16 protein-coding genes and 1 tRNA gene are annotated in these 13,869 nt (G+C 61.5%); 13 read left to right on the forward strand and 4 right to left on the reverse strand.

The window, feature by feature from the left end; genetic code table 11:
* The 3 genes from HP547_RS18985 to HP547_RS18995 form a co-directional block, all read right to left on the reverse strand.
* Positions 1 to 333: bestrophin family ion channel (locus HP547_RS18985; protein WP_372242905.1), on the reverse strand; the 333-nt coding region annotated here is incomplete at its 3' end.
* Between the two features lie 249 nt (positions 334 to 582).
* Positions 583 to 1,236, reverse strand: a complete 654-nt coding sequence (locus HP547_RS18990; RefSeq protein ID WP_172287078.1) for a serine protease — start codon at positions 1,234 to 1,236, stop codon at positions 583 to 585.
* Positions 1,237 to 1,685: 449 nt separating this feature from the next.
* A tRNA-Leu gene (locus HP547_RS18995) sits at positions 1,686 to 1,770 on the reverse strand.
* Positions 1,771 to 1,875: 105 nt separating this feature from the next.
* Here HP547_RS18995 and queA point away from each other — a divergent pair.
* The 6 genes from queA (at position 1,876) to HP547_RS19025 (ending at position 7,941) form a co-directional block, all read left to right on the forward strand.
* Entirely contained in the window at positions 1,876 to 2,925 is a 1,050-nt protein-coding gene (gene queA, locus HP547_RS19000; protein WP_172231411.1) for a tRNA preQ1(34) S-adenosylmethionine ribosyltransferase-isomerase QueA, read from the forward strand.
* Positions 2,926 to 2,939: 14 nt separating this feature from the next.
* On the forward strand, positions 2,940 to 4,055 hold the full coding sequence (tgt, locus tag HP547_RS19005; RefSeq protein WP_172287079.1) for a tRNA guanosine(34) transglycosylase Tgt: 1,116 nt from the start codon (positions 2,940 to 2,942) through the stop codon (positions 4,053 to 4,055).
* 42 nt (positions 4,056 to 4,097) lie between these two features.
* Positions 4,098 to 4,433 carry a preprotein translocase subunit YajC gene (yajC, locus tag HP547_RS19010; RefSeq protein WP_172224197.1) on the forward strand — a complete coding sequence of 112 codons (336 nt, stop codon included), beginning with the start codon at positions 4,098 to 4,100 and terminating at the stop codon, positions 4,431 to 4,433.
* Between the two features lie 63 nt (positions 4,434 to 4,496).
* Complete coding sequence (gene secD / locus HP547_RS19015) at positions 4,497 to 6,359, forward strand: protein translocase subunit SecD (protein WP_172224194.1); 1,863 nt, start codon at positions 4,497 to 4,499, stop codon at positions 6,357 to 6,359.
* Between the two features lie 10 nt (positions 6,360 to 6,369).
* Entirely contained in the window at positions 6,370 to 7,278 is a 909-nt protein-coding gene (secF, locus tag HP547_RS19020) for a protein translocase subunit SecF (protein WP_172224190.1), read from the forward strand.
* Positions 7,279 to 7,398: 120 nt separating this feature from the next.
* Entirely contained in the window at positions 7,399 to 7,941 is a 543-nt protein-coding gene (locus HP547_RS19025) for a glycine zipper 2TM domain-containing protein (protein ID WP_172224187.1), read from the forward strand.
* Positions 7,942 to 8,125: 184 nt separating this feature from the next.
* Here HP547_RS19025 and suhB read toward each other — a convergent pair whose 3' ends face one another.
* A complete protein-coding gene (gene suhB / locus HP547_RS19030; protein WP_172224184.1) occupies positions 8,126 to 8,944 on the reverse strand; it encodes an inositol-phosphate phosphatase in 819 nt (272 codons plus the stop codon).
* Positions 8,945 to 9,095: 151 nt separating this feature from the next.
* Here suhB and trmJ point away from each other — a divergent pair, with 151 nt between their 5' ends.
* From trmJ to hscB, 7 genes are all read left to right on the forward strand, one after another.
* Entirely contained in the window at positions 9,096 to 9,851 is a 756-nt protein-coding gene (trmJ, locus tag HP547_RS19035) for a tRNA (cytosine(32)/uridine(32)-2'-O)-methyltransferase TrmJ (RefSeq protein WP_172224181.1), read from the forward strand.
* A gap of 4 nt (positions 9,852 to 9,855) precedes the next feature.
* On the forward strand, positions 9,856 to 10,641 hold the full coding sequence (cysE, locus tag HP547_RS19040) for a serine O-acetyltransferase (RefSeq protein ID WP_172224177.1): 786 nt from the start codon (positions 9,856 to 9,858) through the stop codon (positions 10,639 to 10,641).
* A 179-nt stretch (positions 10,642 to 10,820) separates the two neighbouring features.
* Positions 10,821 to 11,312, forward strand: coding sequence for a Fe-S cluster assembly transcriptional regulator IscR (gene iscR / locus HP547_RS19045; RefSeq protein ID WP_043196984.1), 492 nt, complete (start codon positions 10,821 to 10,823; stop codon positions 11,310 to 11,312).
* Positions 11,313 to 11,358: 46 nt separating this feature from the next.
* Positions 11,359 to 12,573, forward strand: coding sequence for an IscS subfamily cysteine desulfurase (locus tag HP547_RS19050; protein WP_172224172.1), 1,215 nt, complete (start codon positions 11,359 to 11,361; stop codon positions 12,571 to 12,573).
* A gap of 46 nt (positions 12,574 to 12,619) precedes the next feature.
* Positions 12,620 to 13,006 (forward strand): Fe-S cluster assembly scaffold IscU, encoded by a 387-nt coding sequence (iscU, locus tag HP547_RS19055; protein ID WP_003248539.1) that lies wholly within the window; start codon positions 12,620 to 12,622, stop codon positions 13,004 to 13,006.
* Between the two features lie 28 nt (positions 13,007 to 13,034).
* The gene (gene iscA / locus HP547_RS19060) at positions 13,035 to 13,358 is read left to right on the forward strand and encodes an iron-sulfur cluster assembly protein IscA (RefSeq protein ID WP_060511418.1); all 324 of its coding nucleotides are present in this window, start codon (positions 13,035 to 13,037) and stop codon (positions 13,356 to 13,358) included.
* Between the two features lie 8 nt (positions 13,359 to 13,366).
* Positions 13,367 to 13,869 (forward strand): co-chaperone HscB (hscB, locus tag HP547_RS19065; RefSeq protein ID WP_172287077.1); only part of this gene is annotated, 503 nt, incomplete at its 3' end.

Here is a 13,869-nt window from a genome sequence, read left to right on the forward strand (position 1 = left end):
GGCCTTCACCGGGTTGAGCCCATCGTCGCGGTCATCGATCAGTGTCAGCGTCTGTCGCGCAAAGCTGCGCGAACTGTTCACCAGCGCGCCCCACAACGTGCGCGCCTCCCACCAGCGGTTGTAGGCACTGCTGTTGCGGAAACTCACCAGCACCACCAGCGCCGAGCCCAGCAGGGTCAGCGGAATCAGCGGCAGGGTGAACTTGCTGTTGAAGAACAGCATGAAGTCGATGGTGACCAGCACATCCCAGATCAGCAGCCAGAACAGCGACCAGCCGATGTAACCGATGGTCTTCACGACCAGGCGGTACTTGCGGGCGATGATGTCTTTCACGCGGGGTACCTCGGAACGCGGGGGATGCAGGATCGGACGTCGAGGGACTGGCATGGTTCGGTGCTGTTCGTCAGGGTGGTGTTACAGAAGTGTTCAGCAACAGGGCTGGGCCCCTGTAGGAGCGGATTCACCGCGAAGGGGCCGCTAGCCTTGCATCATGATCAGCATTTCGTCCGCGAATTTTGCGGCCCGGCGCTCGACCAGCTCCTGGTCAATGGCGAAGCCAGGAACATGCGGGCCAGCGCCAATTCAGGGTTTTGGTTTGGCAACCACCGCCACATACCCCTTGATAGCCACAGGAGCAGCGGTCTTGGCTTTTTGCGCCAGCTGAAACTGGTAACGCCGCCATTCCTTGTCTATTTCGCTGAACGACATGAACACGCTGATGCGTGCCTTGCCGATGAGGTCGGGGCGCTTGCTGGCGTCGATCTCGCCTTTGGGGATGATCGCAATGTTGATCCCCACCACCGTGCCATCGTCGGCGAACACCGGCCCGCCGGACATGCCTTTGACCACAGGCCCGTCGTGCACCGAGTAGAAGACACTGCCTGGCGTCCCTTCAAGGCGCACCAGCGACGGCAGTGCATGGCCCTTGCCCTGTACCGGCATCATCAGGCTGTTGAAGCCGACCGCCGTTACCCCCTCACCAGGCACATACTGGCGCCACAGCGGGACCTTGGCTGCCTTGTGCTTGAAGAACACCACATCGCCCAGGCCTTCATGGACAACGTGGCGCAGGAAGGGGGTATGTTTGGCGGTTACTGCATAATCCTCGTTCCACTGGATGGCGCTGGCCATCAGCAACATTGGCAGCGGCGGGCCAGATGTCACCAGAAAGGCCTGGCTGTAGACGGGATCTGAAAGGTACGACGTTGGCACTCCATTGCACCCACTAAGCAGCATCATTGCTGCCACACAGGGCGCGATTGTTTTCATGGGTCACACAGGGTGGATAAAAGGGAGCGCAACTATGGCCAAGTGCTATTACGCTATCAATGCTTTCGGAATATATCCGACGAATGAAAGCTTAAGTGTTAATCCCGGTGATGGCCAATAGAGTGCAGATATGCGTGAAGTGCCCGGAGTCATTGGGGCGGCGTCAAGCTGCCGGACTCTGGCGCCTGCGGGGACTTAATTGGATTTGCTTACGCTTGCGGCTTCGGGGCATGTCATGAGAAATCCGATTGAAAACGCTGACCCGGACGGCTACCAGCTGCGCTTTTCTGAACACCTCGGCATGAAGCGTGCCTGAGCCCAGAACATAGATGGGCATAAGCCCGGCGAGCTCACGCGCGCTTGCAAAAAATGCAGACGAAAAAAAACCGACCATAAGGTCGGTTTTTTCCGGATCTTGGTGCCCCGAGGGAGACTCGAACTCCCACTCCTTTCGAAAACGGATTTTGAATCCGCCGCGTCTACCAATTCCGCCATCAGGGCGTGGCGCGCAGTATAGAGAGACGCCGCTGGTCGGTCAATCGGCTTTCATGGTCAATTTTCGCGCATTGGGCTAAACTTCCCGGCCCTGCCGAACCGAACATCATCATGCGCGTCGCCGATTTTTCCTTCGAACTCCCCGATTCCCTGATCGCTCGCCACCCACTGGCCGAGCGCCATGGCAGCCGTCTGCTGGTCCTCGATGGGCCGAGCGGCGCGCTGGCCCATCAGCAATTTCCCGATCTGCTCGACCACCTGCGCCCCGGCGACCTGATGGTGTTCAACAACACCCGGGTGATCCCGGCGCGGTTGTTTGGCCAGAAGGCCTCCGGCGGCAAGCTGGAAGTGCTGGTCGAGCGCGTGCTCGACAGCCACCGGGTGCTGGCCCATGTGCGTGCCAGCAAGGCGCCCAAGGAGGGTGCGGTCATTCTCATCGATGGCGGTGGCGAGGCCGAGATGGTCGCGCGCCATGACACGCTGTTCGAGTTGCGCTTCACCGAAGAGGTGCTGCCATTGCTCGACCGCGTCGGCCATATGCCACTGCCGCCCTACATCGACCGCCCCGATGAGGGCGCCGACCGCGAGCGCTACCAGACCGTGTACGCCGAGCGTGCCGGGGCGGTCGCAGCGCCCACTGCGGGCCTGCACTTTGACGAAGCCTTGCTGGAAAAAATTGCCGCAAAGGGCGTCGAGCGGGCCTTTGTCACCCTGCACGTGGGCGCGGGTACCTTCCAGCCAGTGCGGGTCGACAAGATCGAAGACCACCACATGCATAAAGAGTGGCTCGAAGTGGGCCAGGATGTGGTCGACGCCATCGAGGCCTGCCGTGCCCGTGGCGGCCGCGTGATCGCGGTCGGTACCACCAGCGTGCGGTCGCTGGAAAGCGCAGCGCGCGATGGCGTGCTCAAGGCCTTCAGCGGCGACACCGACATCTTCATCTACCCAGGCCGCCCGTTCCATGTAGTCGACGCCCTGGTCACCAACTTCCACCTGCCGGAGTCCACGCTGCTGATGCTGGTCTCGGCCTTCGCCGGCTACCCCGAGACCATGGCCGCCTACGCGGCGGCGGTCGAGCACGGGTACCGCTTCTTCAGTTACGGTGATGCCATGTTCATCACCCGCAATCCGGCGCCACGCGGGCCCGAGGATCAAGCATGAGTCGCACCTGTCGAATGTCCTTCGAACTGCTGGCCACCGACGGCAAGGCCCGTCGTGGTCGCATCACCTTCCCACGCGGCACCGTGGAAACCCCGGCGTTCATGCCGGTGGGTACCTATGGCACGGTCAAGGGCATGCTGCCGCGCGACATCGAGGCCATCGGCGCCGAGATGATACTGGGCAACACCTTCCACCTGTGGCTGCGCCCGGGCACAGAGGTGATCAAGAAGCACAACGGCCTGCACGACTTCATGCAGTGGAAAGGCCCGATCCTCACCGATTCCGGCGGTTTCCAGGTGTTCAGCCTGGGCGCTATGCGCAAGATCAAGGAAGAGGGCGTGACCTTCGCCTCGCCGGTCGATGGCTCGAAAGTGTTCATGGGCCCGGAAGAGTCGATGCAGGTGCAGCGCGACCTGGGCTCGGACGTGGTGATGATCTTCGACGAATGCACTCCGTACCCGGCTGAGCACGACGTGGCGCGTACCTCCATGGAGCTATCGCTGCGCTGGGCCCAGCGCTCGAAGAACGCCCACGCCGACAACACCGCGGCGCTGTTCGGCATCGTCCAGGGCGGCATGTACCAGGACCTGCGCATGCGCTCGCTGGAAGGCCTGGAAAACATTGGCTTCGACGGCCTGGCCATCGGCGGCCTGTCGGTGGGCGAACCCAAGCACGAAATGATCAAGGTGCTGGATTACCTGCCGGGCCAGATGCCTGCTGACAAACCTCGTTACCTTATGGGGGTAGGCAAACCGGAAGATCTCGTTGAGGGTGTGCGCCGCGGCGTCGACATGTTCGACTGCGTGATGCCTACGCGCAACGCGCGCAACGGCCATCTGTTCGTCGATACAGGGGTGATCAAGATCCGCAACGCGTTCCATCGCCATGATGAATCGCCGCTGGACCCGACCTGTGACTGCTACACCTGCAGCAACTTCTCCCGCGCCTATCTCCATCACCTGGACAAGTGCGGAGAAATGCTGAGCAGCATGCTGAATACCATCCACAACTTGCGCCATTACCAGCGCTTGATGGCCGGTTTACGCGAGGCTATTCAACAGGGTAAATTGGCCGCCTTTGTCGACGCCTTCTACGCCAAGCGCGGGCTGCCTGTGCCGCCCTTGGACTGACTGCCCGCATCCATTATTAGAAAATTACATTAGGAGTGCCCAATGAGCTTCTTCATCCCCGCCGCATACGCGGACGCTGCTGCACCTGCCGCCGGCCCAGCCGGTACCGGTTTCGAGTGGATCTTCCTGGTCGGTTTCCTGGTCATCTTCTACCTGATGATCTGGCGCCCGCAGGCCAAGCGTGCCAAAGAGCAGAAAAACCTGATGAGCAACTTGCAGAAAGGTGACGAAGTTGTCACCAACGGCGGCATCGCCGGCAAGATCGTCAAGGTTTCCGATGATTTCGTGGTACTGGAAGTGTCCGACACTGTCGAACTGAAGTTCCAGAAGGGTGCCATCGCGGCCACCCTGCCAAAAGGTACGCTCAAGGCTATCTGAGTTACCGGTTTATTTTTCCAGTCGGGGCGCGCAACGCGCCCCGCGTCTTGAACGGGCGGCGTGATGCTGAACAAATACCCTCTGTGGAAATATGCACTGATCGTGCTGGTACTGGTGGTCGGTTTCATTTATTCCGCTCCCAACCTCTACCCGGACGACCCGGCGGTGCAGATCAGCGGTGCCAGCTCGGCGCTGCAGGTGAACCAGGCCGACCTCGATCGCGTCAGCAAGGCGCTGGTCGATGCCAAGATCGCCGTAAAAGGCGCGAGCTTGGGCGAGAAGGGCAGCGGGCTGATCCGCCTGACCAATCAGGAAGACCAGCTGCCAGCCAAGGATGTAGTGCGCAAGGCACTGGGCGATGATTACGTCGTGGCCCTTAACCTGGCCCAGACTACCCCGCAATGGCTGCGCAACCTGGGTGCGAGCCCGATGAAGCTGGGCCTGGACCTGTCCGGTGGTGTGCACTTCCTGCTGGAAGTGGACATGGACAAGGCCATGAGCGCCCGCATGAAAGTCTATGAAGGCGAGGTCAAGACCTTGCTGCGCAAAGAGCGCGTCCGCTACCGCAGCCTGCCTCAGCAGGATGGCGGCATCATGCTGGGCTTCTCTGACGATGCTACCCGCGAACAGGCACGTGCCCTGATCCGCAAGAATTTCAATGATTTCGAGCTGACCACCAGCGACCGCAACGAGCTTGCCGTGCTGCGTCTGGCGCTGACCCAGGCGAAAGTCGCCGAGATCCGCGAGTACTCGATCAAGCAGAACCTCACCACCGTGCGCAACCGCGTGAACGAGCTGGGCGTGGCCGAGCCGCTGGTACAGCGCCAGGGCGCCAACCGCATCGTGGTCGAGCTGCCAGGCGTGCAGGACACTGCCGAAGCCAAGCGTATCCTCGGTAAAACCGCCAACCTGGAGTTCCGTTTCGGTGCCGAGCCGGGCGCGTCCAAGGCCACTACCGAAGTCTTCGAGTTCCGTGAAGGCGGTCGTTCGGCCCCTGTCGAGCGCGGCCTGATCATCACCGGTGACCAGGTTACCGATGCCCAGGCCAGCTTCGACGAGCACGGCCGCCCGCAGGTGAACATCCGCCTGGATGGCCACGGTGGCGAGCTGATGAGCCGCGCAACCCGCAGCAACGTCGGCCGCAGCATGGCGGTGATCTTCATCGAGCAGAAGCCGGTCACCCGTTACGTCAAGCAGACCGTGGGCGGCGTCGAGAAGGACGTTGCCGTACAAAGCTTCCAGGAAGAGAAAAAGATCATCAGCCTGGCGACCATCCAGTCGCCGCTCGGCAGCCAGTTCCGCATCACCGGCCTGAACGGCCAGGGCGAATCGTCGGAGCTGGCCCTGCTGCTGCGTGCCGGCGGCCTGGCCGCACCGATGTACTTCGCTGAAGAACGCACCATTGGCCCAAGCCTGGGTGCCGACAACATCACCAAGGGTATTGATGCGTCGCTGTGGGGCATGCTGTTCGTCTCGCTGTTCATCATCGCCATCTATCGCGCCTTCGGTGTGCTGGCCACCATCGCCCTGGCGGGCAACATGGTGCTGCTGCTGGCGTTGATGTCGCTGCTGGGCGCCACCCTGACCCTGCCGGGTATCGCCGGTATCGTATTGACCATGGGTATGGCGGTGGACGCCAACGTGCTGATCTTCTCGCGTATTCGCGAAGAGATTGCTGCCGGCATGTCGGTGCAGCGCGCCATCCACGAAGGCTTCAACCGCGCCTACTCGGCAATCGTCGACGCCAACCTGACCACCTTGCTGGTCGGCGGCATCCTGTTTGCCATGGGTACCGGCCCGGTCAAAGGCTTTGCGGTCACCATGTCCCTCGGGATTTTCACCTCGATGTTCACTGCCATCATGATGACCCGTGCATTGGTCAACCTGACTTGTGGCGGGCGTGACATCAAGAAGCTGTGGGTTTGAGGGAGCTGCGATGAAAACCATCAATTTCATGGGCGTGCGCAATGTCGCGTTTGCCGTTACTGTGCTCCTCACTGTCCTGGCGCTGTTCAGCTGGTGGCAGAAAGGCCTGAACTTTGGTCTGGACTTCACCGGCGGTACGCTGATCGAGCTGACGTACGAGCGTCCTGCCGACCTCAACGCCGTACGTGCCGAGCTGGTCGAGTCCGGCTTCCACGAGGCGGTGGTGCAGAGCTTCGGCGCGACCACCGACCTGTTGGTGCGCATGCCGGGTGATGACCCGCAGCTGGGCAGCAAGGTGGCGGCAGCACTGGAGAAGGCTGGCGGCGACAACCCGGCCACGCTCAAGCGTGTCGAATTCGTCGGCCCGCAGGTGGGTGAAGAGCTGCGCGACCAGGGTGGCATGGGCATGCTCCTGGCGCTGGGCGGCATCCTGATCTACCTGGCGTTCCGCTTCCAGTGGAAGTTCGCCGTGGGTGCGATCATCTCGCTGATCCACGACGTGGTGGTCACCCTGGGTATCCTGTCGTTCTTCCAGATCACCTTCGACCTGACGGTGTTGGCGGCGGTGCTGGCGATCATCGGCTACTCGCTTAACGACACCATCGTGGTATTCGACCGGGTGCGTGAGAACTTCCGCGTCATGCGCAAGGCCTCGTTGATCGAGAACATCAACATTTCCACTACCCAGACGCTGCTGCGTACCGTTGCCACCTCGGTTTCGACCTTGCTGGCCATTGCGGCGCTGCTGTTCTTCGGTGGTGACAACCTGTTTGGCTTCTCGCTGGCCCTGTTCATCGGCGTCCTGGCCGGTACTTACTCGTCGATCTACATCGCCAACGTGGTACTGATCTGGCTGAACCTGAACAGCGAAGACCTGATCCCGCCGGTAAAGGCTGAGGGTGTGGACGACCGCCCATAAGGGGGTTTCTTACGCCGCTTGGCGATCAAAAAGGCGCGAGTGTTGAACTCGCGCCTTTTTTTTTGCTCCAAGGCAGGGAGAAGGCGGGCTAGCCCCCGCGGGTACGATCAGGAGGTTCATGTGAATAAATCAATGCTGGTAGGTGCTGTGCTGGGTGCTGTCGGTGTCACTGCCGGAGGTGCTGTCGCGACCTACAGCTTGGTGAACAAGGGGCCTGAATACGCCCAGGTCACCGACGTGCAACCGATCAAGCAACAGATCAAGACACCGCGTGAAGTGTGCAAGGACGTAGCCGTGACGCGCCAGGCGCCGGTCAAGGACCAGCACCAGATCGCCGGTACTGTGGTGGGAGCCCTTGCCGGTGGCCTGCTGGGCAACCAGATTGGCGGTGGTACCGGCAAGAAGATCGCTACCGTGGCCGGTGCGGTCGGTGGTGGTTATGCCGGCAACAAGGTGCAGGAGGGCATGCAGCAGCGTGACACCTATACCACCACGCAAACCCGCTGCAATACGGTCAATGACATCAGCGACAAGGTGGTGGGTTACAACGTGAAGTACACCATCGGTGACAAGGTGGGCCAGGTGAAGATGGATCATGAGCCAGGCTCGACCATCCCTGTCGACAAGAATGGCAAGCTGATCCTCAGCGAAGCTGGGCAGTAATGTCGTTGCCTGTACCGGCCTCATCGCCGGCAAGCCAGCTCCCACAGGAAGGCATCTGCTCGCAGGCCTGTGGATAACCTTGTGGGAGCTGGCTTGCCGGCGATGGGGTTGGAACAGGGAATGCAAACCATCAGGCACAAAAAAAGCACCTCGAAAGGGTGCTTTTTTTGTCGGCTATCCGCGCTTAGCGCTTCATGCTTTCTGGCAGGTGCGGCTGGATGGCAGTCAGCACGGCCTTGAAGCACTTGATGTTGCCGGCAACGATGTGGCCCTTCTCAAGGAAGTCATGGCCACCGTTGAAGTCGCTCACCAGACCGCCCGCTTCCTGAATCAGCAGCACGCCAGCTGCCATGTCCCACTCGGACAGGCCCGACTCCCAGAACGCATCGAAACGGCCGGCGGCCACGTAGGCCAGGTCCAGGCTGGCGGAGCCGGCGCGGCGGATGCCGGCGGTCTGGCCAGTCAGGGCGCGGAACATGCCCAGGTAGTTGTCGATATCGGCCATCTGGCTGTCACGGAACGGGAAACCGGTACCCAGCAGGGCGCCTTCCAGGCTGGTGCGCGAGCTGACGCGCAGGCGGCGGCCGTTGAGCTGGGCGCCACGGCCACGGCTGGCGGTGAATTCTTCCTGGCGAACCGGGTCGAGAACAACGGCGTGCTCAAGGCGACCGCGGTATTTGCAGGCGATGCTCACGGCAAAGTGCGGGATACCGCGCAGGAAATTGGTGGTGCCGTCCAGCGGATCGATGATCCACAGGTAGTCCTTGCCTTCTTCGCCGGTGCCCGCGTGCATGCCCGTCTCTTCACCCTGGATGGAGTGGTTCGGGTAGGCCTTGCGCAGCGCGTCGACGATTTTCTGCTCGGCGGCGCGATCAACCTCGGAGACGTAGTCCTTAGCCTCTTTCTCGTCCACCTTGATGGTATCCAGGCGTTCGATGGAGCGGAAAATCAGTTCACTGGCGCTGCGAGCGGCGCGCAGGGCGATATTCAGCATAGGCTGCATGGGCGGGTCACCTGGAGATGTTAAAGAAGAAAGCCGATCATTCTAGCAGAAAACTTTGGCGGCAGAAGTGTCACATTTGCTTTCATGGCGTTACGTCTGTCGGTTCTGTAAGATCGAACGTCCTGATTACTGCCCTTGTGAGCACAACACCTTGCTGCAAAATATTCGTGTTGTTCTGGTCAATACCAGCCACCCCGGCAACATCGGCGGCGCTGCGCGTGCCATGAAAAACATGGGCTTGTCGCGCCTGGTGCTGGTGCAGCCGAAAGAATTCCCCGCCGCGGATGCCAGTGCCCGTGCCTCGGGCGCCGACGATGTGCTGGATAACGCCCAGGTGGTCGACAGCCTCGAACAGGCCCTGGTCGGCTGCAACCTGGTAATGGGCACCAGCGCCCGCGAGCGCAGCATTCCCTGGCCGTTGATCGGCCCGCGCGAGTGCGGCGCCAAGGCGGTGGAGCATGCCAATGGTGGCGAGGAAATCGCCCTGGTGTTCGGGCGCGAACACGCCGGCCTGACCAACGAAGAACTGCAGCGATGTCACTTCCACGTGCACATTCCCTCGAACCCCGACTTCAGCTCGCTGAACCTGGCTGCCGCTGTCCAGGTGCTCTCCTACGAAGTGCGCATGGCCTCGCTGGCCACCGTAGAAGCGCCGGGCAAGGTCGAGAAGGCTGACGCCAGCGAGCTGGCGACCATGGACGAAATGGAGCTGTTCTACGACCACCTGGAAAAAACCCTGGTGGGCATCGGCTTCCTCGACCCCGACAAGCCCAAGCACCTGATGCCGCGCCTGCGCCGGCTGTACGGGCGGGTGGCGGTCGAGCGTACGGAAATGAGCATTTTGCGCGGCATCCTTACCGAGACCCAGAAGGTGGTCCGGGGCGAGCCGCATAAACGGAAGGACTGATCAGATGTTCGAACGCCTGCGTGAAGATATTCAAAGCGTATTCCATCGTGACCCGGCTGCGCGCAATGCTTTCGAGGTGCTTACCTGCTACCCGGGCATGCATGCCATCTGGCTGCACCGCCTGGGCAATGCCCTGTGGAAGCGTGATTTCAAGTGGCTGGCGCGGCTGGTGTCGAACTTCGGCCGCTGGCTGACCGGTATAGAGATCCATCCCGGTGCCACCATCGGTCGGCGTTTCTTCATTGACCATGGCATGGGCATCGTCATCGGCGAAACCGCCGAGATCGGCGATGACGTCACCCTCTATCAGGGTGTGACCCTGGGCGGCACCAGCTGGAACAAAGGCAAGCGCCACCCCACCCTGGAAAACGGCGTGGTGGTAGGGGCGGGGGCCAAGGTGCTGGGCCCGTTCACCGTCGGCGCCGGCGCCAAGATCGGCTCCAACGCGGTGGTGACCAAGGCGGTGCCGGCCGGGGCTACGGCGGTGGGCATCCCGGGGCGGATCATCGTCAAGAGCGAAGACAGCGAGGTGGAGGCCAAGCGCAAGGCCATGGCCGAGAAGATCGGCTTCGATGCCTACGGTGTCAGTGGCGACATGCCTGACCCTGTGGCCCGTGCCATCGGCCAGATGCTCGACCACCTGCAGGCAGTCGACGAGCGGCTGGAGGGTATGTGCGGGGCGCTGACCAAGATGGGCAGTGACTACTGTGCCAAGGAGCTGCCGGCACTGCCGGAAGACGACTTCACCGAGGTTGCCCAGGCCGCCCAGCGCGACACTCAGTCGCATTGATTGCGCCGCGCTGACATCATGGTGACATACGGGGCGTGTGCGCACGCCCCTCGTCTGCTACAATCGCGCCCGCCTCCCGGATGCAAACCCGACTAAAGCAGTAGGTCTAATAGTTGACTTAAATGCTCGGGAATCGCATACTCCGACACATCCCGAAACTCCCGTGGTACCCAATAGCCATGCGACTGACTACCAAAGGCCGATACGCCGTGACTGCCATGCTCGACCTGGCGTTGCACGCGCAGCATGGGCCGGTGTCTTTGGCCGACATTTCCGAGCGCCAGGGCATTTCCCTCTCTTATCTGGAGCAGCTGTTCGCCAAGCTGCGCCGCAGCAGCCTGGTTTCCAGTGTGCGCGGTCCAGGCGGTGGCTATCAGCTGTCGCGGGGCATGGAAACCATCCAGGTGGCCCAGGTCATCGATGCGGTCAATGAATCGGTCGATGCTACCCGCTGCCAGGGGCTTGGGGACTGCCATGCCGGTGATACCTGCCTGACCCACCACCTGTGGTGCGACCTCAGTCAGCAGATCCATGAATTCCTCAGTGGCATCAGCCTGGCCGACCTCGTCAAGCGCCGTGAGGTGCAGGAAGTCGCCCAGCGCCAGGACCTGCGGCGTGTCGCAGGCCGAACCGCCCAGCTGGACAAGATTGAGACGTCCGCCGTCGATTGATCCCCCTGGGACGACGAGCGACGCCACCGCCTGATAGGAGAGACAAATGAAGTTGCCGATCTACCTTGATTACTCCGCGACCACTCCGGTCGACCCACGCGTGGCCCAGAAAATGGCCGACTGCCTGCTGGTCGACGGGAACTTCGGTAACCCGGCTTCGCGCTCCCATGTCTTCGGCTGGAAGGCCGAAGAGGCGGTCGAGAACGGTCGTCGCCAGGTTGCCGAGCTGATCAACGCCGATCCGCGCGAAATCGTCTGGACCAGCGGTGCCACCGAGTCCGACAACCTCGCACTCAAGGGTGTCGCGCACTTCTATCAGACCAAAGGCAAGCACATCATCACCTCCAAGATCGAGCACAAGGCGGTCCTGGATACTGCTCGCCAGCTGGAGCGTGAAGGTTTCGAAGTCACCTACCTCGAGCCAGGCGAAGACGGCATCGTCACCCCGGCCATGGTAGAAGCGGTACTGCGTGACGACACCATTCTGGTCTCGCTGATGCACGTGAACAACGAAGTCGGTTCGATCAACGACATCGCCGCCATCGGTGAGCTGACCCGCTCGCGTGGCGTGCTGTTCCATGTCGACGCCGCGCAGTCGGCCGGCAAGGTCGACATCGACGTGCAAAAGCTGAAAGTCGACCTGATGTCGTTCTCGGCGCACAAGGTCTACGGCCCCAAAGGCATCGGCGCGCTGTACGTCAGCCGCAAGCCGCGTGTACGTCTGGAAGCCATCATTCACGGCGGTGGCCATGAGCGCGGCATGCGTTCGGGCACCCTGCCGACCCACCAGATCGTCGGCATGGGCGAAGCTTTCGCCATTGCCAAGCAGGAAATGGCCGCTGAAAACGTGCGCATCAAGGCCCTGAGCGACCGCTTCTTCAAGCAGGTCTCGGACCTTGAAGAACTGTACGTCAACGGCAGCCAGACCGCCCGTGTACCGCACAACCTGAACCTGAGCTTCAACTACGTCGAAGGCGAGTCGCTGCTGATGTCCTTGAAAGACATCGCCGTATCGTCCGGTTCGGCCTGCACCTCCGCTTCGCTCGAGCCGTCGTATGTACTGCGCGCTCTGGGCCGCAACGACGAACTGGCGCACAGCTCGATCCGCTTCTCCTTCGGCCGCTTCACCACTGAAGAAGAAGTCGACCACGCCGCGCAGGAAGTCTGCAAGGCAGTCAACAAACTGCGCGAACTGTCCCCGCTGTGGGACATGTACAAAGACGGCGTCGACATCTCCAAGATCGAGTGGGCCGCCCACTAAGCAGTCGCCGGCAAGAGCGGCTCCCTGATGAGGAAGGAATTGCACCATGGCATACAGTGAAAAGGTCATCGACCACTACGAAAACCCACGCAACGTCGGCAAGATGAATGCCGAGGACCCGGATGTCGGTACCGGCATGGTCGGTGCTCCAGCGTGCGGTGACGTGATGCGTCTGCAAATCAAGGTCAACGAGCAGGGCGTCATCGAAGACGCCAAGTTCAAGACCTACGGCTGCGGTTCGGCCATCGCTTCCAGCTCCCTTGCCACCGAGTGGATGAAGGGCAAGACCCTGGACGAAGCCGAAACCATCAAGAACACCCAGCTGGCCGAAGAACTGGCGTTGCCGCCGGTCAAGATCCACTGCTCGGTACTCGCCGAGGATGCCATCAAGGCAGCCGTGCGCGATTACAAGCAGAAGAAAGGCTTGATCTAAGTCGCCTGTTGCAAGGTAAGGAGTTCTGATGGCTATCAGCATGACAGAAGCCGCCGCCAACCACATTCGCCGCTCCCTCGATGGGCGCGGCAAGGGTGAAGGCATTCGCCTGGGCGTGCGCACCACCGGTTGCTCGGGCCTGGCCTACGTGCTGGAGTTCGTCGACGAGCTGGCGGACGAAGACACAGTGTTCGAAAACCACGGCGTCAAGGTGATCATCGATCCCAAGAGCCTGGTATACCTCGACGGTACCGAGCTGGACTTCGTCAAGGAAGGGTTGAACGAAGGTTTCAAGTTCAACAACCCCAACGTGCGCGGTGAATGTGGCTGCGGCGAAAGCTTCAACGTTTGAGGCTGGCTGTGGGTACTCCTTGTCATTACGCATTGTTTGACCTCCAGCCAAGCTTCCGCCTGGATCTCGACAAGCTGGCCACTCGCTATCGCGAGCTGGCCCGCGAAGTCCATCCCGACCGCTTTGCCGACGCCTCCGAGCGTGAGCAGCGCGTAGCGCTGGAAAAGTCCGCCGCCCTCAACGACGCCTACCAGACGCTGCGCAGTGCGCCGCGCCGTGCCCGCTACCTGCTGGCCATCAGCGGCCACGAAGTGCCCCAGGAGGTCACGGTCCACGACCCGGACTTCCTGATGCAGCAGATGCAGTGGCGTGAAGAGCTCGAAGAGTTGCAGGACGAAGCCGACCTTGACGGTGTCGGTGTGTTCAAGAAGCGCCTGCGGGTTGCCCAGGACACGCTGAATGAGGACTTTGCCGCCTGCTGGGATGCCCCAGGCGAGCGCGACAAGGCCGAGCGCCTGATGCGCCGCATGCAATTCCTCGACAAGCTCGCCCAAGAAGTGCGCCAGCTGGA

Origin of the sequence: Pseudomonas sp. CM27 (assembly GCF_013179515.1) — a bacterium.
In the GTDB taxonomy this organism is placed as follows: Bacteria; Pseudomonadota; Gammaproteobacteria; order Pseudomonadales; family Pseudomonadaceae; genus Aquipseudomonas.